At 57.8% G+C, this 22,138-nt stretch carries 18 protein-coding genes; 12 read left to right on the top strand and 6 right to left on the bottom strand.

Features of this window, described 5'->3' with window-relative positions:
- Positions 1 to 141: 141 nt before the first annotated feature.
- Entirely contained in the window at positions 142 to 741 is a 600-nt protein-coding gene (locus tag RBB49_RS11945) for an FMN-dependent NADH-azoreductase (protein ID WP_306143013.1), read from the top strand.
- Between the two features lie 750 nt (positions 742 to 1,491).
- On the top strand, positions 1,492 to 2,637 hold the full coding sequence (locus tag RBB49_RS11940; protein ID WP_306143012.1) for a DUF2336 domain-containing protein: 1,146 nt from the start codon (positions 1,492 to 1,494) through the stop codon (positions 2,635 to 2,637).
- Between the two features lie 312 nt (positions 2,638 to 2,949).
- Here RBB49_RS11940 and RBB49_RS11935 read toward each other — a convergent pair whose 3' ends face one another.
- Entirely contained in the window at positions 2,950 to 3,576 is a 627-nt protein-coding gene (locus RBB49_RS11935) for a LysE family translocator (protein ID WP_306143011.1), read from the bottom strand.
- A gap of 88 nt (positions 3,577 to 3,664) precedes the next feature.
- On the opposite strand from RBB49_RS11935, the gene RBB49_RS11930 reads away from it, so the two are divergent.
- Entirely contained in the window at positions 3,665 to 4,426 is a 762-nt protein-coding gene (locus RBB49_RS11930; protein WP_306143010.1) for an extensin family protein, read from the top strand.
- 246 nt (positions 4,427 to 4,672) lie between these two features.
- Here RBB49_RS11930 and RBB49_RS11925 read toward each other — a convergent pair whose 3' ends face one another.
- Positions 4,673 to 5,104: a BA14K family protein gene (locus tag RBB49_RS11925; RefSeq protein WP_306143009.1), complete on the bottom strand. Its 432-nt coding sequence runs from the start codon at positions 5,102 to 5,104 to the stop codon at positions 4,673 to 4,675.
- Positions 5,105 to 5,286: 182 nt separating this feature from the next.
- Between RBB49_RS11925 and RBB49_RS11920 the strand changes: the two genes are divergently transcribed.
- Both RBB49_RS11920 and RBB49_RS11915 read left to right on the top strand, forming a co-directional pair.
- Positions 5,287 to 6,063, top strand: coding sequence for a DUF2470 domain-containing protein (locus RBB49_RS11920; RefSeq protein ID WP_336623418.1), 777 nt, complete (start codon positions 5,287 to 5,289; stop codon positions 6,061 to 6,063).
- Positions 6,064 to 6,375: 312 nt separating this feature from the next.
- On the top strand, positions 6,376 to 7,020 hold the full coding sequence (locus tag RBB49_RS11915; RefSeq protein WP_306143008.1) for a DUF1062 domain-containing protein: 645 nt from the start codon (positions 6,376 to 6,378) through the stop codon (positions 7,018 to 7,020).
- A 55-nt stretch (positions 7,021 to 7,075) separates the two neighbouring features.
- Here RBB49_RS11915 and RBB49_RS11910 read toward each other — a convergent pair whose 3' ends face one another.
- From RBB49_RS11910 to RBB49_RS11900, 3 genes are all read right to left on the bottom strand, one after another.
- Complete coding sequence (locus RBB49_RS11910; RefSeq protein WP_306143007.1) at positions 7,076 to 8,833, bottom strand: methyl-accepting chemotaxis protein; 1,758 nt, start codon at positions 8,831 to 8,833, stop codon at positions 7,076 to 7,078.
- 218 nt (positions 8,834 to 9,051) lie between these two features.
- Positions 9,052 to 12,636: a hydantoinase B/oxoprolinase family protein gene (locus RBB49_RS11905; protein ID WP_306143006.1), complete on the bottom strand. Its 3,585-nt coding sequence runs from the start codon at positions 12,634 to 12,636 to the stop codon at positions 9,052 to 9,054.
- A gap of 164 nt (positions 12,637 to 12,800) precedes the next feature.
- Positions 12,801 to 14,297 carry a glycosyltransferase family 39 protein gene (locus RBB49_RS11900; protein WP_306143004.1) on the bottom strand — a complete coding sequence of 499 codons (1,497 nt, stop codon included), beginning with the start codon at positions 14,295 to 14,297 and terminating at the stop codon, positions 12,801 to 12,803.
- 223 nt (positions 14,298 to 14,520) lie between these two features.
- Between RBB49_RS11900 and RBB49_RS11895 the strand changes: the two genes are divergently transcribed.
- The 7 genes from RBB49_RS11895 to arsH all read left to right on the top strand — a co-directional run bounded on the left by RBB49_RS11895 (position 14,521) and on the right by arsH (position 19,580).
- Positions 14,521 to 15,516 carry a TRAP transporter substrate-binding protein gene (locus RBB49_RS11895; protein ID WP_306143003.1) on the top strand — a complete coding sequence of 332 codons (996 nt, stop codon included), beginning with the start codon at positions 14,521 to 14,523 and terminating at the stop codon, positions 15,514 to 15,516.
- Between the two features lie 75 nt (positions 15,517 to 15,591).
- Entirely contained in the window at positions 15,592 to 16,149 is a 558-nt protein-coding gene (locus RBB49_RS11890) for a TRAP transporter small permease (RefSeq protein WP_306143002.1), read from the top strand.
- The gene (locus tag RBB49_RS11885; RefSeq protein WP_306143001.1) at positions 16,149 to 17,453 is read left to right on the top strand and encodes a TRAP transporter large permease; all 1,305 of its coding nucleotides are present in this window, start codon (positions 16,149 to 16,151) and stop codon (positions 17,451 to 17,453) included. The genes RBB49_RS11890 and RBB49_RS11885 overlap by 1 nt, the downstream gene beginning before the upstream one ends.
- 104 nt (positions 17,454 to 17,557) lie before the next feature.
- Positions 17,558 to 18,016, top strand: coding sequence for a winged helix DNA-binding protein (locus RBB49_RS11880; RefSeq protein ID WP_306143119.1), 459 nt, complete (start codon positions 17,558 to 17,560; stop codon positions 18,014 to 18,016).
- Between the two features lie 65 nt (positions 18,017 to 18,081).
- Entirely contained in the window at positions 18,082 to 18,420 is a 339-nt protein-coding gene (locus RBB49_RS11875) for a helix-turn-helix transcriptional regulator (RefSeq protein ID WP_306143000.1), read from the top strand.
- A 13-nt stretch (positions 18,421 to 18,433) separates the two neighbouring features.
- On the top strand, positions 18,434 to 18,847 hold the full coding sequence (gene arsC / locus RBB49_RS11870; protein WP_306142999.1) for an arsenate reductase (glutaredoxin): 414 nt from the start codon (positions 18,434 to 18,436) through the stop codon (positions 18,845 to 18,847).
- Complete coding sequence (gene arsH / locus RBB49_RS11865; protein ID WP_306142998.1) at positions 18,840 to 19,580, top strand: arsenical resistance protein ArsH; 741 nt, start codon at positions 18,840 to 18,842, stop codon at positions 19,578 to 19,580. Before arsC ends, arsH begins: the two co-directional genes overlap by 8 nt.
- A 325-nt stretch (positions 19,581 to 19,905) precedes the next feature.
- Here the strand turns inward: arsH and RBB49_RS11860 are convergent, their stop codons facing one another.
- Positions 19,906 to 22,071: a bifunctional diguanylate cyclase/phosphodiesterase gene (locus tag RBB49_RS11860; RefSeq protein WP_306142997.1), complete on the bottom strand. Its 2,166-nt coding sequence runs from the start codon at positions 22,069 to 22,071 to the stop codon at positions 19,906 to 19,908.
- Between the last annotated feature and the right edge of the window lie 67 nt (positions 22,072 to 22,138).

The following is a 22,138-nucleotide window of genomic DNA, read 5'->3' as shown; positions in this document are numbered from 1 at the left end:
CGCGGCGGAAACCTTGTCAAAGGCCGAGAGGTGTTCAGTCAACAGACTGTTCACTGAAATTGATCTAGTTTTGCGATTCTTATCTCATTATCTCCTGTTTGAGAACAAACGGATTTGTCTGTCTCAAACAGGAGAACGAACATGTCGCCCAACGCCAATACCATTCTTCATATCGACGCTTCCGCTCGCAAAACCAACTCTGTGACACGGGAGCTCACAAGCGCGCTGGTCAGTCGCTTGACTGAAAAAGACCCGGATGCAACGGTCTTGACCCGCGATGTCTCTACGGGTCTGCCATTCCTGGACGAAGAATGGGTCGGAGCGAATTTCACTGACCCGTCTGAAAGAAACGCAGAGCAGCAGGCGAAGCTTTCTCTTTCCGACACCCTGGTCGATGAACTGAAATCCGCAGACACGATCGTGATCGGGACGCCGATCTATAACTTCTCGGTTCCGGCTGCGTTGAAAGCCTGGATCGATCAGATCGCGCGCGCGAGAGAGACATTCAAATACACGGAAAACGGACCTGTCGGTCTGCTAGAGGGGAAGAAAGCCTATGTGCTTGTTGCGTCCGGCGGAACGAAGGTTGGATCCGAAATTGATTTCGCCGTGACCTACCTGAAGCATGTGCTTGGCTTCGTCGGGATCAAGGACGTAACGATCATCGCTGCCGACCAGCTCATGGCCGATCCGTCCAAGAAGGACCATGCCTTGACGCAAACGCTGGAACTTGCCGCCTGAACCGGCTTCCTAGCCGCGCTTTTGTGGATAAGTTCAGGGAGTTGTCTCACTCAGTGAGATTACTGCACTCAATAATTGCATCATTGAGTTGACCGAAAAGCAAACCGGCTTTCAATTGAGATTGCGCTGCGTCGGGCGAAACGCCCGACGCGAACGACGAAGACAGGAAAAAGAAGCCGACAATCGGTGCCGGCCGACACCTTCTGGTGCGGCGGGCTCGAGTGTCAGTCACTGTCAAAATTGTCTATCAACACATTCCCGAGTTTCGCTCTAAGGCGTTGTTTTTAACTCGTTTTAAGCTGTCGGATCAGATGATCCCGACAACTATAGCAGCTAGAAATACAAATGCTGCGATAAAGGCAATCCTGTTCAGGTTCCGCGCTAGAGTCATCTGTTCGCTCCCGATTACCTCACGTTGACCCGTCAATACTAAGACAGTGAATCTTGGAAACGAAGCAAAAAAGATGCTGCATTGCGGCGAGAGATGTACAATCATTGATTGCATATTTGGCCGTTCCTCTCCTTAACGCCTTGATAACGAACGACTAGATGTCAAAAAAATGAGACGTTGTTTTTTCGTGCGCGCCAAAACTTTCTTGATTTCGCCAGTCGCCTTGACAGCCTGTTATCGATATCACGCTTCGCGAAAGCTCCCCTCGGCTCCGTGGGGCATCCGCAAAAACCAGTAGCGTCCTGTTAAGAAGCTTTTGATACCGTCCGAAACGGCGTGACGTGCGCTTCGGAGAAGCAATGATCAATTTGTCGAAACTTGCGGAGCTGGCAAAGGATTCCAGTGCCACCGGGCGTAAAGGCCTTATCGGTGCGCTGACGGATATGTTTGTTGGTGCCGGCAAGGAACGGGATGAGCAGATCAGCCTCCTTTTCGGCGACATTGTTCTGAAGGTTCTCGGGCAGCTTGAAGAAGAGACCCGCATGATCCTTGCGAAGCGCGTCTGCCAAGAAGAGGACGCACCGCACGAGTTGATGGTGAAACTGGCCAATGACTCCATTTCCGTGGCCGAACCTGTCCTGGAGCATTCTCCGGCTCTGACTTCCGAAGATCTTGTCGATATCGCGTCGAACGCTTCCATGGCACATCTGGGCGCGATTGCCGGACGAAAGACCGTCGACAAGGCCGTCACGACCGTTCTCGTTGACCGTGGTGACAGCAAGGTATTGAAACGCGTTGCGGAAAATGAAGGCGCGGAGTTTGCGGAATCATCGTTCCTGAAGCTCGTTGAAAAAGCGCGCTCGGACGAGTCGATACAATCGGCGCTGGTGAACCGACCGGACCTTCCTGAAGAAGCGGCGCATGCGCTACTGCCGTTTCTCACGGATGCCCTGAAAGAGCGGATCACATCGCTCGGCGCGGACAACACGCTTGTTAACTTGCTTGCGCAGCGTGCGGCAACGGAAGTGGCTGCTCGCGCGCACAAGCTGGATGATGCGCGCGAAGAATCAAATGCGCTTATCAACGAGGTCTTGGGCAACAAGACCAGGATTGACGATGCAGTGACATCCTTTGCGCGCGCGGACCGGACGGCCGAGTTGGGCATGCTGCTGGCCCGGGTCAGCGATTTGCCTCCGGCAGCAGTTTCGCAACTGCTGTTCAGCGCAAGCGACAAGCCGCTGATCATCCTGTGCAAGGCCAATGGTGTGACAGCGGAAGCCTACAAGGACATCCTGACGATGCGTGCGCGCCGGCTTCGGATCGGCGGTCTGGAACTCAACGCGGCCATCCAGCGTTATTCCGCGCTCAGCGAGGAAGGGGCCAAGCGCTCCCTTGAAACGCTGAAGAAATCGGGCACCTCATTCGGACTGAAAACCGACGAGACGGGCAGAAAACGGCCGAAACCGAAGGTCAAGCGTGCGACGGCGTTCGCCGCCAGCCGCTAGCAACATGCAGAGCGCCTAGAGCTTTTTCCGAGCAATTTGGATCATTTGACCGAGGCCCTTTTTCGCGCTGGCGAGACGGTTCGCCCGCCGCGGTGTTTCCCACCGCAAGGGTGGACCAACGATGCCAGAGCGAAAGAGGGCCCGGCCAACTTTAATTATTTTCGCTTGAACGCGTCCCGGAACGGGTGAGAATATCCAGCCCATCGGCTGCGTTGCGCCTCTTGCACGATGCACCGCATCGCGCTTCGTGACCCGCCTGGCCGAGTGAACCGGATATCCTCATCAAATGATCCAAATTGCTCGGAAAAAGCTCTAGCCTGTTGATCTTTGCAGCGTCGCCGTCATCGCTGCTGCCGAAATCAGAAAGCCTCCGCCGATCCTGTTGACCAGCCGAAGCAGAGACGGGCTCCTGAGCTTCTGGCCGACAGCCGCGGCCGCAAGCGCATAAACGGCCGCATTCAGAATCCCCAGCACCACGAAGGTCGTCCCAAGCAGGAAAAGTTGCGGTGCCACGGCTGATTGCGGTGCGATGAAATGTGGCAGGAACGCCATGAAGAACACGATGCCCTTCGGGTTCAGCGATGTGACGACGTAGGCGTGCCAGAAGATTTTCCGCGCTGAGATGTGCTGCATCTCCTGTACGTTCTGCACCGCGGGGCGGCTGCGCCACATCTTGATGCCGAGCCAAACCAGATAGGCTGCGCCAACCCATTTGAGAACGGAGAAGGCGGTTGCGGAGGCGGCCAGGATCGCCCCGAGGCCCAAGAGGGAGACCGCTGCGGCGGTCGCATCGCCCAGGCCGACACCCAGAACGCTTGCCAGTGCCGACCGTCTTCCCTGGGTCAGGGCGTAGCTGACGACAAGCATGATCGTTGGACCCGGGATTGCCAGGACAATAAGCGTTGCCACAACATAGGCGGAATAGAGTTCAAGTGTCATACGGGTGTCTCGACATTCGAAAAGCGGTGAGGGATGCTGGTTGGCAGTCAGCCACATATGAAACGTGCCTGCAAGTCAAGAGGGGCGAATGCACAGGACGCTGCGCTTAGGGTATACCGCAACGGTCTTTTTGATCTTCTCTTCCGGTCTTGCACAAGCCGCCGAGCCCATCCCCGTTCCCAAACCGCTTGCTGTACCTGGTCAGAAGGTCTCCGGGGATACAGTCTCCACCCCGCTTCCCAAACCGAAGCATGAACAATTACCAGATGAAGCTGCTTCAGTTGCGGTAGAGGCCGCGTCCTGCGACCTTTCCGGCGTGGACTTTGAGAGCATTCCGCCGGTTCGCGGCGAGTTTTCCGGGGATGCCGGCTGCGGTATTGAAACCCCGGTCAGGATAACTGGAATCGAACGGGAAAGCGCGTCCGTGGCCCTCAAGGGATCGGTCACCATCTCCTGCGAGTTTGCGAAAACATTCACACAATGGCTTCAGAGCGATGTGCTGCCGGCGGCGGAAAAGCACTTCAATGGCGGCATCAAATCGATTGCCACCGGGCCGGGGTATCAATGCCGCCGGCGCAACAACCAGCCCGACGGCAAATTGTCCGAGCATGCGCTGGGCAAGGCGGTCGACATCTCGGGTTTTTCAATGCTGGAAGGGGCTTCCGTCTCGGTGGAGACGGACTGGGGGAAGGATACGCCGCAGGGCCGTTTCCTGGAAGACATCCACAAAAGTGCGTGCGCCCGGTTCACGACCGTTCTAAGTCCGGAAGGCGACGAATTTCACAAATCCCACCTGCATGTCGACATCGGCTGCCACGGCAAGACCTGCACTTACCTGATCTGCCAGTAAGCGGCGTTTCGCTACAGGGCGGTCACAGCGCCCGTCTTGGGACCGTGCAGATTAGGCATCCGAACGAACCCTGTGTGGTATCAGAGGCTTGGGCACTGTGACCAAACGTATGACATGATATTCCGTCTTGAGGAATTTCAGGCGACGTTCCGGGTGACTGAAATCTTCGAAAAAGCGGCAGCAGGCGGAAGTCAGTTCGGCTGACGGGATGCCTGCTGCCGGAAGGTGCGGGACGAACTCGGAAAGTTACTGGCAGAAACGCTGCTCGCCCCGATACGTGGTGTAGGTACCGGTCGAGGGATTGAACGACCGGAATTTCGAAGAGCAGTACTGGTACCAGGCCGGGCTCCAGGGCTGGTATCCGACTGCGCCGTGGACCTGTCCCGGGTAAGGGGCAGGCGGGTAGTAGGTGGCCGGAGGCGGAGGCGGCGGCCCGGCATAGGCCGGGCGGTTGGCCGCGCCAAGCAGGATGGCCCCAGCGGCGAGGCCGATGACACCGGCTGCGACGGCGGCGCCGACATTGTTGTTGTTTCTGTGACGCTTGTGGTTGTGGTGATAACCACCGTGGTGATGGCCCTGCCAGCCCCGTTTCGGGCCGGCCTCGGCTGTTGCAATTGTCGGAACGAGTAGGGCGCCGGACAGGGCGACTGCAATCAGGCGTTTGCTCAAGGTTTTCATCGTTTTGTTCTCCAGGTGCCTGCGCCTCTTTTGTCCGGCGCCGTATCTGATGTGACGACATTCGCATATCGGCCCTGAACGGGTTCTGAGATGCCCGTTCATCTTGCGTTCAGGTTCGCGCTGTGGTGTTTCATCACTTGCAAAGGAACAACTGGCAGCCAGAAGAACCCCGGGAGACAGGTGTGAACACGCGCAACGAGAATGCCAAGGAACCGATGTCGGCCATTCGCGAGACCGACGACCAGTCCCGCCGCATGGCGAAGGACCTGATCCGGAAGGCGCGCTTCGGGGCTTTGGCGGCGATCGAGGCGGGCACCGGTCATCCGCTCGCCAGCCGCGTGGCACTTGCCACGGATCTCGACGGCACACCTATCATTCTCACGAGCACCCTGTCCGGTCATACATCCGCGATCCTTGAAACACCGGACTGCTCGCTGCTGATCGGGGAACCGGGCAAGGGCGATCCGCTTGCCCATGCGCGGGTCTCCCTGTTTTGTTCGGCGGTCCGCATCGAGCGGGAAAGCGAAACCCACAAACGCCTGAGGCGACGGTACCTGGCGCGTCATCCGAAAGCGGAGCTCTATGTCGATTTCGGAGATTTCGCTTTCTTCAGACTGGAGCTCAAGCGGGCGAGTCTGAACGGTGGATTCGGCAAGGCGTTTGAACTGGAGCAGGCGGATCTTCTGACAATACTCGGCGATGCTGCCGGCTGGCAGGCGATGGAGGAGGGTGCCGTTGAACACATGAACGACGACCACGCAGACGCGATCAAACTCTACGCGGAGGTCCTGTGCAAAGGCGAAAGTGCCACCTGGCGCCTGTCAGGTCTCGATCCTGAGGGACTCGATCTTGTTGCAGGAGACAGGATCGAGCGTTTCTGGTTCGAGGACCCTCTTGAAAAACCCTCAGACTTGCGTCCGGTGCTGGTCGAGCTTGCCAAAAAGGCACGCAGCGCCTGACCGTAGTGCGCGGCGGGTCTTGTTCTGGCCGGATGCATCGGCTAGAAAAACGCTCCGTTTCAATCAGGACGATTATCTTGCCTACGCTCTGACCGGTCTTCGTATCCGCTTGTCGTTCATATGAGCGACGTTTTGACTTGTTCGTCATTCGGCGGATCGGGACCGGTGTGGCTTTGCCCTGCCGTATTGATTTTCCGATACGCCGCATCAACCTGACTTTCCTGAGCAGCCAGACCGACGTCTGCCGGCAATCCTGCCTGCAGGCTCCCGACTGACCGGTGGCGGACTTCCTTCAATAGGAAGACCGACGGAATGTCTTTTCCCTTTTTTGTCCAATGGACCGTCTTGAGCGCAGAAACCCTGCACATCGAACGACAGTGCGCCCGCTGTGGCCGCATCACGCCTTTCGTGTCGACGGACAGGTTCCGGCTGAACGCCAACGGAAGCCGTCTCGATGCCTGGCTGATCTACATGTGCCGTGATTGCGGCAATCGCTGGAACCGAACGCTGTTTGAACGGCGCCCGGTTCGAGCTCTGCCGCCCGAGACGATCGATGCTCTTCAGAGGAACGATGCCGGCCTTGCGCGCTCCTTTGCGGCGCAAGCGTCGAAGCGTACCGACAGGTATCGGTCCGGCAACACGGAAACCTTCAGGATCGAGGCAAAAATCCTCTCCCTTGTAGGACCGTTTGAAGACGGTCTGGAGCTGGTTCTGCTGAACCCGGGGAACCTCCGAGTTCGGCTTGACCGGGTCCTCGCCGATGGATTGTCGGTTTCCCGGAGCAAAGTACACCGGTTGTCGGAGATGGGAGTCTTTCGTTCCCGGACGGCTTCCAAGAAAGCGCTCAGGCAGCCGATCGGTGAAAAAACAGTGCTCGGACTGCAGTGCCTGGACCAGCAAGTTCTGCCCGACCTGCAGGAGAGACTGCTACGGCAGGGCATGCCCCCGGGAGATTGACCGGGTCTTGACCTAATGGCCGGAAGTCCGCTTCCGGCCAACTCGCCATCTTTCGTCAGGCGGCGCGCAAATGGCCGAGGAAATCGGCGAGCCCGTTTCTGATGGTCGAGATCTGCGCCGACACGTCGTCGACCCTGTCCGAAACTTCTCTCGCTCTTGAACCTGACAGCTGCGCTGCCTGGTTCACTTCCACTATATTCCTTGAGATATCGGCACTGCCGTGGGCGACCTCCGTCGCATTTTTCGCGATTTCCGAGGTGACGGCATTCTGCTCTTCAATAGCGGACGCAATACCGGAGATCTGTTCCTGGATCGCGCTGACGGACGAGACCACTTTGGAAATGGCCTCCGAGCAGGTCGAAGCGCCGGATTGAACACCGCTTAATTGCGTTCCGATCTGATCAGTCGCCTGTCCTGTCTGTGTTGCAAGCGCCTTGACCTCTGAAGCGACAACTGCAAAGCCCTTACCTGCTTCACCGGCGCGGGCGGCCTCGATCGTCGCATTCAGGGCAAGCAGATTGGTCTGGTCGGCGATGTCGCTAATCAGTTTGAGTACTTCCGTGATTTCCTCTGCTGCGGATGAGAGCTGACCGACCGTCCCGCTGGAGGTGTCGGCCTGCTCGGTGGTTTGCGATGTTGAATCGTTGGCGAGCGTGACCTGGCGGCTGATCTCCTGGATCGAGCTTGCAAGTTCCTCCGAAGCGGAGGCGACGGACTGGACACAGGCCGTGGACTCCTCTGCAGCTGCTGCCACGGTGTTGGACCGGTCTATGGTTTCGTCGCTGTTCCGCGTCAACTCGTGCGCGCCTTCGGTCAGATCTTTCAGAGCCAAAACCACCGCCTCGCAACTCGCCATCAATTCGCCTTCCAGCTCGTCGGCCAATCTTAGGCGCGTATCGCGTCTGTCAGCCTCGGCCTGCAGTTCCTCTTCTCTGGCCTGCTCCTGAAGGCGCTTCATCTCGATCATGTTGATCCGAAACGCCTCGAAAGCCTCCGCCACCTGTCCGATTTCGTCGCGGGAGCGGACGCGCACATTGATGTCCGTGTTGCCCTTAGCAAGCTCGCTGAGCCCGCCCGAAACCTCGTTCAGCGGTTTGGAAATCACGAAGCGCGCAAACAGGATTGATCCCACCAAGCAGAGCAGGAAAGTCATCACGGATACGATCGTGATCTGCTCAAGCGCCTGTTTTTCATGTTGTTCTGCGGCAAGTGCGGCCTCAAGAGTGAACCTCTCAATCTCTTCCAGAAGCGCGATCAACTCATGGTCGAGCCGTTCCTGTTCTTCTTCCAGGGTCGCGAGAAGCGTCTTCGCAGCCTCGTAGTCGTCGATCTCGACAAGATGCATGATCTCGTCGACATGATCTTTGTACTGGGCATATTCCTTCTCGATGCGCTTCAGTTGGCGAACCGCCATCGCAAATTCTTTTTGTTCCGCTGTCGAACTGCTGTTCGCCAGCGCGTATTCGGCAAGTTTTTCAGCCTTCAGGATTTCGTCGGCAACTTGAAGTTCGAGTTTCTGAAGGCGGGCCTTCATGGCCTTGAAACCCGTTTTTTCTGCCTCCGAACGGACACCGGCAACCCGCATCATGCGTTCGACCAAGGCGGCTTGCTCCAACTGGTGATTGGTCACGTGGCTGATAGCTTCGGTGAGCGGGATGTCTTTCTCGGCAATGTTTGCGAGTTCCTTGCCGATCTGGTTCATCTGGAAAATCGAGACCGCGGATACAACAACCAGGCCGATACACAGGAATGCAACCAAAGAGAGAATTTTGGCTGCAACCGAACGAGAGATCGGATTCGATAGTCGTATCATGTTTGTCTCGCAATTCTTCTGAATCACCTGAAAACGCAACGTAATTCTTCTATATTTAGCGAGCATGCGTTGAAAATTGAGTTAAGTCTTTTCCCTCAGGTTTTAGTTGTAAATTTCGCCTATTGATAGAAATAACGGTATTTAAGTTGATCAAACAAAAGAAAGCCGCTCTCCGGAAGAGAGCGGCTTGTCAAACGTCTTTCATCAATGAAGGAAGATCAGGGTTGGCCCCAGCCTCCTGCGGTCGGGGTAATTACCGTGACCGCTTCGCCGGGTTCAAGCACGGTCTGGTCACCCCCCTCCAGCACTTCGATCGCGCCGTTTAGACGGCGCACTTCCGTGCTTCCGAGTTCCCCGTCCTCGCCGCCGTTCATGCCCTTGGGCCTGATGCTTCTGTGCGAAGACAGAATGGCGCAATCCATTTTTTCCAGGAAGCGCAGCGTCCGCCGCGTGCCGTCACCGGCAGACCAGGTTCCCTTGCCGCCGGAACCTTTGCGGATGTGAAAATCCTCAAGCAGGACCGGGAAGCGGAATTCAAGCACTTCAGGGTCCGTAAGCCGTGAATTGGTCATATGGGTATGGACACCATCGGTGCCGTTGAACCCGGGCCCGGCGGGAGAGCCGGAGCAGATGGTTTCATAATACTGATATGTGTCGTTGCCGAATGTCAGGTTGTTCATCGTTCCCTGTGCGTTGGCCATGGCACCAAGCGCTGCGAAAACGGCGTTCGTGACGTGCTGAGAGGTCTCGACATTTCCTGCAACAACAGCGGCAGGGTAGGACGGGCGCAACATGCAATCGTCGGGAATGATGATATTTATCGGCTTGAGGCAGCCGGCATTCATCGGAATGTCGCCTTCCACCATCACGCGGAAACAGTAAAGGATCGCGGCACGGGTCACCGGTTCCGGAGCATTGAAGTTGTTCAGCTTCATGCCGGAAGTCCCCGTGAAGTCGACGGTCGCCTCGCGCTTTTCCTTGTCGACGGAGATCCTGACCTTGATCACGGATCCCTGATCGGTTGGATATTCGTACTCGGACTCCTTCAGAGCTTCGATGACGCGGCGGACACTTTCCTCGGCATTGTCCTGCACGTGACCCATATAGGCCTGGACAACGTCCAGACCGAAATGCGCGACCATCTTGCGCAGTTCCTGGATGCCCTTCTCGTTTGCAGCGATCTGGGCAGACAGGTCAGCAACATTCTGATGCGGGTTCCGCGCCGGATAGGCGTGGTCGGTCAGAAGTTCGACCAGTTCTTCTTCGCAGAAACGCCCCTCGTCGACGATCTTGAAGTTGTCAAAAAGAACGCCTTCCTCATCGACATTGGTTGCGCGCGGGGTCATCGAGCCCGGCGCCGAGCCACCGACATCCGCATGGTGACCGCGCGAAGCGGACCAGAACAGGATCTCCTTGCCGTCGTCGTCAAAGACCGGCGATACCACCGTGATATCGGGCAGGTGTGTGCCGCCGTTATAGGGGGCGTTCAGCGCAAAGACATCACCGGGTTTGATCTTGCCTTTGTTCAGCTTGATGATCGTTTCGACCGACCGGTCCATGGAGCCGAGATGCACCGGCATGTGCGGGGCGTTTGCGACCAGGGCACCGTTTGCATCAAAAACGGCGCAGGAGAAATCCAGCCGTTCCTTGATGTTGACGGAATAGGCCGTGTTCTGGAGCGTGACGCCCATCTGCTCGGCGATGGACATGAACAGGTTGTTGAACACTTCCAGCATCACCGGATCGGCATGGGTGCCAACGGCGCTTGCCCGTTTGAGAGGGACGACGCGCTTCAGGATAACGTGATCCTTGGAGTTGACTTCCGCCTGCCAGCCGTCCTCGACCGCGATCGTCGCGTGCGGTTCGATGATCACCGCCGGTCCGGTAACGCGTGTGCCGGGTTTCAGGGCATTGCGCTTGTAGATGCCTGCGTCATGCCACGTGCCCTCCGAGTAAAGGCGTGTTGTTTCAGCGACGTCAGGGGTGTCCGATGAAAGGCTGAGGTCCGGTTCGACGAGGCCGGCGCCACCGCCGGCGGTTTCCACCTCGAGCGCTTCAACAACAATCGGCTTGTTGTCATAGGCGAAGCCGAACTGCTTCTTGTGGGCCTCTTCGAAGGCTGCCCGCATTTCAGCAACGCCATCAAGCAGAACGGGCAGGGGCGTGTCCGTTCCGTCGTAGCGCAAATGGGCCGTCGCCGTTGAGCGTCGGGCTTCAACCGGTACAGCCTGCCGCTCAAGCTCGGCTTCGGTCTGCCGGGCCAGCTCGTCTCTGAGTGCGGCAAGCTCCGGCAACAGATCCGCCGTCAGTGTCTTGACGACCGCTTTCTGCCGGTCTGCGCGAATATCGGCGAGCCCCATGCCGTAGGCTGAAAGAATTCCGGAGAAGGGGTGCAGAATGACGGTGGTCATGCCAAGGCTGTCTGCAACGCGGCATCCCGTCTGTCCACCGGCTCCACCGAAACAGGTGAGGGCGTATTCGGTGACGTCATAGCCGCGTTGAACCGAGATTTTCTTGATCGCGTTCGCCATGTTCTCGACCGCGATCTTCAGAAAACCGTCGGCGACCTCTTCCGCCGTGCGGCCATCGCCGATTTCGGTAGCAAGCGTCTCGAACTTTTCCCGGACGGTTTCCCCATCCAGCGGCTGATCCTGATTGGGGCCGAAGATTTTCGGGAAGAACGCAGGTGCGAGTTTTCCCGTCATCAGGTTGGCGTCAGTGACCGTCAGTGGCCCGCCGCGCCGGTAACAGGCCGGCCCCGGGTTGGCTCCTGCCGAATCCGGACCGACCTGAAAGCGGCCGTCCGTATAATGCAGGATGGACCCGCCTCCGGCAGCGACCGTGTGAATCATCATCATCGGCGCGCGCATGCGCACACCTGCCACTTCGGTCTCAAAGGCACGCTCGTAGTCACCCTCGAAATGACAGACATCCGTGGAGGTGCCACCCATGTCAAAGCCGATGATCTTGTCGTAACCGGCCATGCGGGAGGTTTCGACCGCGCCGACGACGCCGCCGGCCGGACCGGACAGGATGGCGTCCTTTCCCTGGAACAGGTCCGCCGCGGTCAATCCGCCGGACGACTGCATGAACATGAGGCGCGGACCTTCGCCGAGTTCAGCCTGAACCTGGTCGACATAACGGCGCAGGATCGGCGAGAGATAGGCGTCGACGATCGTGGTATCGCCGCGCCCGACCAGTTTCATCAGCGGCGAGACCTCGTGAGACACCGAAATCTGCGGAAACCCGATGTCTTCCGCGATTTTTCTGAGCGTCTTTTCGTGCGACGGGAAAGCGTAGGCGTGCATCAACACGATGGCAATGGAGCGAATGCCGGCATCCCATGCGGCCTGCATTTCAGCGCGAGCCTGGCTTTCATCAATTGCTGTCTCCACGGTGCCGTCTGCGCGCACGCGCTCTTTGATTTCATGGACACGCTCATAGAGCAACTCGGGCTTGATGATTTCCTTGGCAAAGATCTTCGGGCGGGCCTGGTAACCGATCTCGAGCGCATCTCGGAATCCGGCCGTAATGAAAAGTGCCGTGCGTTCCCCCTTGCGCTCCAGAAGCGCATTGGTTGCCACCGTTGTGCCCATCTTGACGGTCGCGACCTGGTCGGACGGTATCGGCGCGCCCCTATCCACACCGAGCAGTTCGCGGATACCCTGGATCGCGGCGTCGCGATAGGCTTCCGGATTTTCCGACAGCACCTTGTGGGGATGCAGAGTGCCGTCAGGCGAACGGCCGACGATATCCGTGAAAGTGCCGCCCCGGTCGATCCAAAAGTCCCACTTCGCTGTCATTTTCTTTCCTCTGGTGTCTCAAACTGAAATTCTCACGGTGTTTCAGCTTCGGTCGGTTCTGATTTGAACGTTAGTGGCTTTATGTTGACATTTTATCGATAAATTGTCGATGAGAAAATTCCGAATTCCGCATTTGAGATGTAAAAGTCATCGAGATCAGTGATTTAATTGTGATTTTCCGACATGGTCTCCGCTCTGTCTTGCGCCGGTTTCCTGAAAAGCGACAATCCGCTGGCACCCCAGCCAAAGGTGCGTGCAAAAGGTTCGTCTGCCTCCAAGTCGAACGCTTGTCTTGCGGCTGCGAGTTCTTGCGGGTTGGTGTGTACCACAAGCAGCCAGTCATTGCCTGCCCGGGAGGCGCGCTCATACGGCACGATGTCCTCGGCTGTTTCGGCAGTTATAAAGCTGCCGGGTGCCCTCAGGTAGTATGCCAATGCGGGTGCAGCGAACCCCTTGTACAGCATGAGCCGATCATCTTCAGACCTCTCAGAAAGATAGGCCCCGGCTATCCCGCGCCATTCCGGTCTGACTTTCTCGGTGAGGGTGAATCTGAGCTCGGGAAACGTGAGAACCAGCGAGACTGCGATCAGCGCTGCAGGTACCACCTTGGGCGAGACGCGATTTGCGCCTGCGGATGCCAGCAACAGCAGGCCCGGCCACGATGCGATGAGGTAGCGATCGAAAAGGATCGGCTGAACAAACAGCGAGTAGAGATAGGCGAGCACCACGGGGCCGAATGTAAAGGCGATGCATATCGTGAGCATACGCGGATCAAAGGGTGAGGGCGGTTTTTGCGGATCGTGTTGAAAGTTAACCGGCAGAATGCAAAGCAACGCCAGGAAGAGCAGCAACCAGAAAAGAAGCAGGGACCCGGTGATCCCGAAAATCATGGTCTTCAGGAACGGAAGGTCCGGAAAGGCGATCCAGAAGCCCGCCTCTGCGACGGAGCTTGCGCGAATTGTGAGAAGGTACAGCCAGGGCAGAAAGGCAACGGTGCTGATGCCCATTGCCAGGCACGCGCGCAAGGCATTCGACTGACCGGCGGACCGGCCGGAGATCAGGTCCCGAAGCGTGAAGAACGCGCAGACAGTTCCGACTGACGCGAAGGTGAGGATCGCGTAAACGTGACTATAGAGAAAAAGGGCGCCAAAGAGTGCGAGCAATGTGAGCCACAATGCCGATGCTCTGTTCAACACCTTGAGTGTCGCGAGCAGATAGGCCAGCCCGCAAGCCGCCTGAAGCGCGTACATGCGGGCTTCGGTCGAATACCAGATGTGGAACGGCGAAAGGGCAAGCAGGGCCGCTGCTGTCAGCCCGGCGATGCGTCCTGCCAGAAGCTTGCCAGCCAAAAAGGTGAGCAACACGGCGACCACGCCCAGGAGGGCCGATGGCAGGCGAAGAGCTGTTTCGCCGTCGCCGATCACCGGAATCGTCATCCACAAAATGATGTTGTGCAGCGGCGGGTAATTGTCGGTTGCAACGCTTTCCAACAATGCCAGCAGGGAACCGTTCGACTGACTCCAGCTGACCGCCTCGTCGTACCAGATACTCGTCCGGTCGAGATCAATAAGCCTTAGTGCGGCCGCTGCGGCGAGCACCACGACAAGAAGCAAAGTGCCCGCGATCCTGGTAGAGCGGCTTTCTCCGGTCGTCTGCAGCACTTTTTTGTTCTCCCGCAATGAATTAGCGACGCTAGACAATTCGTTTCAAAGAAGAAAGAGCGATCTGTCATTGACTTTTCGATGATAATTTATCGATAAAACGTTGATGTTTTGATTTTTTGAGTCTAGCTTTGCTTCGGATGCGCTTTTCCGAGGTGCCGAGAACAAGGCACAGGAAACAGCATCAGGCCGGGATGGATCCGGCTTCCAAGAGGAGAACTTCATGCTGCATTCACGTATTTTGAACAAAGCCGGTGTCCGTCTGGCGACCGCTGCCGTTTTCGGCCTTGCCGGGCTTGCCGTGGCATCGGCCGAAACCAAGTGGGACATGCCGACCCCTTACGGCGACAGTAATTTTCACACGCAGAACATTGCGGCTTTCGCCGACGACGTTAGTGCGAAAACCGACGGTTCCCTGACGATTACGGTTCACTCCGCCGGGTCGCTGTTCAAGCATCCGGAGATCAAGAATTCCGTCCGCAAGGGACTGGCACCGATCGGTGAGGTTCTGGTTTCACGTCTCGCCAACGAAGATGCCGTTTTCGGTGTGGATTCCGTTCCTTTCCTGGCACCGTCCTACGACAAGGCATGGAAACTCTACCAGGCGTCCAAGCCGGGCCTTGAGGAGAAGCTGGGCGAGCAGGGCCTGCAGCTGCTGTTTGCCGTGCCGTGGCCGCCGCAGGGCATCTATGCGAAGAAGGAAGTCGTTGCGGGAGATGATCTGAAAGGTCTCAAGTTCCGCGCCTACAACGCGGCGACCGAACGTCTTGCGCAGCTTGCCGGTGCAGTGCCGACGCAGGTTGAGGTGCCGGACATCGCGACCGCTTTTTCCACCGGCCGTGTCGAGGCAATGATCACATCGCCGTCCACCGGTGCCAACTCCAAGGCCTGGGACTTCCTGACCCATTACCACGACACCCAGGCCTGGCTGCCGAAGAACATGGTAATCGTCAACAAGCGCGCATTCGATGGTCTGAGTGATGCAGAAAAAGCCGCGGTGCTGGAAGCTGCCGAGCTCGCCGAGAAGCGTGGCTGGGAAGCCTCCAAAGTCGAAACCAAAACCAAGACCAATGTTCTGATCGAGAACGGCATCAAGGTGGTTCAGCCGAGCAAGCAACTGATCGAGGATCTTGCCGCAATCGGGGAAACCATGGCCGCCGAATGGCAGGACAACGCCGGCGAAGCCGGTGCGGCCGTCATTGAAGCTTACAAGAACTAACAAAGACAGCAAAAGCGCCGGGCCGGAAGAGCCCGGCGTTTTTATAACAAGCTGCTTATCCGGTAGGGGAAACCGATGCGTAAGGCTTTGAATTCGCTGTATCAGGCGTCAACGGCTCTGGCTGCCTGCTGCCTCGTGGTGATCGCCAGTCTTGTGGTCTTTCAGGTGTGTGGAAGACTGTTCGACGGCGCAAGGAAACTTTTCGGCCTGGAACCGTTGGGCCTGCAGGTGCCATCCCTCGCGGAAATTGCCGGGTTTCTTCTGGTCGGAGCCTCGTTTCTGGCGCTGGCAGGAACGCTGCGCAACAGCGATCACATTCGAGTCTCGATCCTGCTTCAGGCCGTGCCGCCCGCATTTGCACGTTTTCTGAACCTCTGGGCCGTAGCCGTGGCATGCGCGCTTGCATCCTATTTCACCTGGCACGCCGGCTGGCTGGCGTTCGACAGCTACAGCTACAACGAAACCTCCTACGGTATCATTCCCATTCCTCTCGTCTATCCGCAGATCGTCATGACACTCGGGTTGATGGTCTTCTCGATCTCACTCTTCGACGATCTCGTGCAGATCCTGGCCGGAAGCGAGCCGAGTTTTGAAGCCGTCGTCAAGGACGACGTGATCGAAGGGAAAGAATAATGGACCTCTCCCTGATCGCACTGTTTCTCGGTCTTGGAATGCTGGCTGCCCTGGCAACCGGGATCTGGGTTGCCGTCGCTCTCCTCGGTGTGGCCCTGGCCGCAATGATTGCGCTGGTCTCGGTCCCGGCCGGGCCGGTCATGGCAACGACCATCTGGGGGGCCGCGAACTCCTGGGACCTCACGGCGTTGCCGATGTTCATCTGGATGGGCGAGATCCTGTTCCGCTCCCGCCTGTCGGAAGACATGTTTGCGGGGTTGTCGCCATGGATGCGCAACCTGCCGGGCCGGCTTCTGCACGTGAACATCCTTGGCTGCGGCATCTTCGCGGCCGTTTCCGGGTCATCTGCCGCAACCACCGCCACGATCGGTCGCATGTCTTTGCCCGAGCTGAAGCAACGCGGCTACGATGAACGGATCGCCATCGGTACGCTCGCCGGGTCGGGAACGCTGGGGCTCCTGATCCCGCCGTCTATAATCTTGATCGTCTACGGGGCTGCGACGGAGCAATCCATCGCCCGCCTGTTCATGGCCGGCGTGCTGCCGGGCGCCATGCTGTGCATACTTTTCATGGGCTATGTTGCGTTCTGGTCCATCCTGAACCGCTCCAAAATGCCACCGAGGGAAGAGGCCATTCCATTCCTGGAACGCTTGAAGTCAACGCGGCGCCTGTTTCCGGTCATTGGTCTTATTGTTGGTGTAATCGGCTCCATCTATGCCGGACTGGCGTCTCCCACGGAGGCGGCCGCGATTGGCGTGACCCTGTCGCTGCTTTTGTCATGGGCCTCCGGAACGCTCTCGCGCAGGAGCTTTGTGGATGCGCTGATGGGCGCGACGCGCACGTCCTGCATGATTGCCTTCATTCTGGCGGGAGCCGCTTTCCTGACGGTTGCCATGGGGTACACGGGAATCCCGCGAGAACTTGCTTCCTGGATTGGAGCGATGGAGCTGTCACCCTATGCACTGCTGATCGCACTGACCCTGTTTTTCGTTGTTCTGGGCTGTTTCCTCGACGGTATTTCCGTCGTGGTGCTAACGACGTCGGTGATCCTGCCCATGGTGGAGCAGGCCGGGCTCGACCTTATCTGGTTCGGTATCTATCTGGTGCTGGTCGTTGAAATGAGCCAGATTACCCCTCCGGTCGGCTTCAATCTGTTCGTGTTGCAGGGCATGACGGGGCGGAATATTTTCTCGGTCGCGCGTATGGCGTTGCCATTCTTCCTGTTGATGATCCTTGCCGTGGTGCTGATTGTTGCCTTCCCGGGCTTGGCTCTTTGGCTTCCGCAGTCGATGCTGAGCAACTGATTATGCCTTAGGGAGAGGTCGGAACGGTGTCGGGAAAGTCTGGAACCAAGAGTGATAGTCCAATCGGCCCGGTTGTCTCGGCCGCGCATCTTGCGTCAGGGGCGATGCCGGCACTCTCGGAAATCGAATTTGCCGTTACCATGATGGTGAACGCCTACCATCGCTGGATGGTGCGGTGCATCGCTGCCAGCGGGTCCGAGGGCCTTGGCCCTCTTGACGTCCTCGTGCTTCACACGGTCAACCACCGGGGGCGGGCAAAAACGTTGTCCGACATCTGCCTTGTTCTGAATATCGAAGACACGCACACCGTGACCTATGCCATGAAGAAACTCCAGAAGGCCGGGCTGATTGCGTCCGGCCGCCGCGGCAAGGAGAAAACAGCGGAAATTACCGCAGCCGGCGAAACCGCCTGTCTTGAATACAGGCGGCTGCGCGAGGCATTGCTGGTCGAGCCGATGAAGGCGCTGGGTCTCGACGAAAGCGAGTTGTCCCGCTTGGCCGCGACGTTGCGGCTTGTGTCCGGCAACTACGACCAGGCCGCACGTGCGGCAGCAGCCATGTAAATTTGAAGTATCTGCCACGCGTTTTTTGAGCTGGTATACTACAAAATTTCTTGTAGCATCGAAATATGAAACAGTCAGAAGCCATATCGGCGCTTGCGGCGCTTGCGCAGGAGGACCGGCTCGCCGCATTCAGATTGCTGGTTAGCGAGGGGCCACACGGGCTCCCGTCCGGCACGATTGCCGAAAAGCTCGATATTCAGCCGACGCGCATGTCCTTTCACCTGACAACGCTCGAACGGGCCGGACTTCTGGCCGCGCACCGGGAAGGCCGCCATATCCGCTATGCGGTCGACTACGCTCAGATGAAAGGCCTACTGGCATTTCTCATGGAAGACTGCTGCGCGAACAATCCCGCGATTTGCGGGCTCGAAGACCTCAAACCGCCGCATTCCACATCCCTTTAATAGGACCAGACAGATGACGATCACGATCTATCACAACCCGAAATGCGGAACCTCCAGAAACACGCTTGCCATGATCCGCGAAGCCGGGGTCGAGCCAGAGATTGTTGAATATCTGAAGACGCCGCCCAGCCGGGAGAAACTCGTTGAGCTGATCTCGCAGATGGATGTTTCCGTGCGCGATCTCCTGCGCCAGAAAGGGACCCCCTATGACGAGCTTGGTCTTGGAGAAGACAAGTGGTCGGACGACCAACTGATCGATTTCATGATGGAGCATCCGATCCTGATCAACCGGCCTGTCGTTGTGAGTGACAAGGGTGTCCGGCTCTGCCGTCCGTCTGAAAGGGTCATGGATCTGCTGCCCACCGATATCGGATCCTTCACCAAGGAGGATGGCCAGGTTGTCGGCACTGGGGCGGCAGATGAGTGAGACGGAAATGAGGCTCGACGACCTGCCCAACCTAAGCGCCGGAAATTTTCGGTCTGTCTCGGAAGAAATGCTCGAACAAGGCAACAGGCCGACCCATCCCGTGCGCGTGTTGCTGCTTTACGGCTCATTGCGGGAGCGCTCGTACAGCCGGTTTCTGGCACAGGAAGCAGAGCGGCTGCTGAAGGCATTGGGCGCGGAGACGAGGATATTCGATCCGTCCGGGCTTCCATTGCCGGACGATGCCGAGCCCGATCACCCCAAGGTACGGGAACTCAGGGATCTCAGCATCTGGTCGGAAGCCCAGGTCTGGTGTTCGCCGGAGCGCCATGGCGCCATGACGGGGATTCTGAAAACGCAGATCGACTGGATACCGCTCAGCACGGGCGCGGTCCGGCCCACGCAGGGAAAAACCCTCGCCCTGATGCAGGTCTCGGGAGGCTCGCAGTCGTTCAACGCGCTCAACCAGATGCGTGTGCTCGGGCGCTGGATGCGCATGGTCACGATCCCCAACCAGTCATCCGTTCCCAAGGCCTATCTCGAGTTTGACGACGACGGCCGCATGAATCCGTCCCCGCTCTATGACCGGGTTGTCGATGTCGTGGAAGAACTGATGAAGTTCACGCTGCTCGTTCGTGGCCGGTCCGACTATCTTGTCGACCGGTACTCGGAGCGCAAGGCGGAGCGTGCGGCAAACGACACGGTGGCGCAGGCCGCCCAGGGTGTGGTCCGCTGATCGCAAACGCTCTCCGCGGATTCCTGACGGGGTCCGATTTCAGGTCAGCCTGACGGCCCTAGGGTACGGACTCATAAATGAAGTCAATTTGGTTTGGATCGTTTTGACCAACTGCGAGAAGTGAAAGCGCAGGAAATGTGGTTCATTTTCAAGCCTTTCGCGACGTGGCAGATGGCCAAAACGGCCAAATCCGAAGGACGGCAAAATGGCCTCACCTCGCAGCGTCACCGCGCTTGACCGGGCAAAAAAGCCCGCTCCGCACACGCTTCCTCCCGAGATTTTGCCATTTCTGCCGCCAAATCGGCTTCATTTTTGGGTCCGTACCCTAGCCGGTGACGGTTTCCGGCTCATCGGAAGAGGGGCTGTCGGAGATCTTGGCATATTGCGCCAGGGACGGCGAAAGCGTGATTTTCGGTGCGTCGGGGGCCTGTTTACGCTTCTGCGGGAACCAGAAACCGCCGTCCTCGTTGTGCGGGAAAATCGGATAGTCGGCTTCATGCCGTTTCACGCTGTCCGGTTTGCCGAACATATAGCCTTGCACCAGATCGCAGCCTGCAGCGCTCAGCAAGACAGCCTGTTCTTCGGTTTCGACGCCCTCTGCCGTGATCGTGACATTCAACGAGCGGCCCAGTCCGACGATGGAGGTGACGATCGCGTCCGTGCTTGGATCCTTGCCGAGATTCTGGACAAAGGTCTGGTCGATCTTGATTTTGTCGAACGGAAACAGGCTCAGGTAACTGAGCGACGAATACCCGGTTCCGAAATCGTCCATGGCAATGGACACGCCCATGTCGTGGATCTGCCTGAGCGTTTCAATCACGGCTTCCGTGTTCGATATGAGCAGGCTCTCCGTGATTTCGATTTCAAGACGGCTCGGATCCAGACCGGAACTATGAAGCGCCTGGGCGACCCGTTTCTGGGTCTCGCCTGCAACGAACTGGGCTGCGGAAACATTGACCGCCACACGCCGGCTCAGGTCTTCCCAAAGCATGGCTTCCCGGCATGCATTGTTGAGCACCCAGGTGCCGATTTCATCAATAAGGCCGCAGTCCTCCGCAATCGGAATAAACAGATCGGGTCTGATTTCACCCTTGCTCGGATGTTCCCAGCGCACCAGGGCTTCATATCCGCGCAAGGTGCCGTCCCGCAGGGCGTATTGCGGCTGGTAGAGAAGCTTGAACTGGTCAAGCTTCAGGGCCTTGACCAATCCGTTCTCAACTTCCTTGCGCTTCTGGGCCTCCGCATCAAGCCCGGGCGTATACCAGGAGAAGGTCGACCGGCCACTGTGCTTGGCGTTGTAAAGCGCAAGGTCGGCGCAGTGCAGCAGGCGCGAAACACGCCAGGACCCGTCGGTCGCGCGTGCGATCCCGATGGAAAGGGACAGCTTGATTTCGTTTCCGTCGATGATGCAGGGCGCGTTTGTCGCCGCAATCATGTCCGCGGCCAGACGTGTCATTCGGGCCGGGTCGGAGACCGACGTCATCAGCACCGCAAACTCGTCGCCCGACAAACGCGCGACAAGATGCTTGTGAAAGACGGTCTGCAATCTTTCCCCGACAACCTGCAGAAAAACATCGCCAATGCCGTGCCCGTGCGTGTCGTTGATTTCCTTGAACTTGTCGACGTCGATCAACATCACGCCGACGTTTGATGCCTTGGCCTGGGCAAGGCGCAGGGCCTCCGCCAGCTTGGCATTGAACACGGCCCTGTTGGGCAACCCGGTCAACGTGTCATGATGGGCGAGGTATTGAAAATTGCTGTTCGTGCGCACCTGGTCATAAAAGCGCATCCAAAGAAGGATCGCTGCGAATGCAAAGGATATCAGGCAGAGCACGCCAATTGCCGCGCTGATCGACCAGATCAGGCCGGACAGACTTTTCAAAATACCGGACTGCGTCACCAGCAGGACCAGACTTGGGGAGGCCTCCCTGGACTTGTCGGGGTTGAAGACAACAATTGCGTTGGAACCGAAGGCGCCGAACCACGTCATGTCCGGAACAATTGTCAGGGGACGGTCGGAATTGAAGGCTGCCCAGGCATGGTTCAACGTCCTGACAGAGGTCAGTTTGTTTTGGGCAAGCCAGTCAATTTGCGCGAAATTTGGCAATCCGGGACGATCGGCAGCTTCCCCGGAGGGATAGACGAGACTCGTGTCCAGGATGGTTGAATCAACGTATTTGTGCTCCAGGACCTTCCGAATCTGCGCGATTGTCCGAGACGATACGGATGGTTGCGCGAGGGTCTCGTTCGTCAGCGAAGGACGCAATCCCTGCAGTTCCTGCAAAGGGTGCTTTTGTGTTTCTACCGTTTGGGCCGCAAGAATGTTCTGGATGTCTGCTTTCTGATGGATGTAGTCCTGTTCCAGACCTCCGACCAGCAGCCAATGGGTCAGCAGCCGATTGCTCACATAGACGCCTAGCGCCAGCGTCAGAACCAGCGTCATGGACACGAAAAATATGACAATGTTGCTTCTAACGAGTGGAATTGCCATCCGGCGCAGTACCGTCATACGAACACATATCAGCCGAATTTAAGCGGAAAACCTTTAACCATCATGA

Source organism: Roseibium sp. MMSF_3412, assembly GCF_030733265.1.
Taxonomy (GTDB): Bacteria; Pseudomonadota; Alphaproteobacteria; order Rhizobiales; family Stappiaceae; genus Roseibium.
The sequence above is the reverse complement of the archived record's forward strand: the minus strand, read 5'-3'. Positions and strand labels throughout refer to the sequence as shown.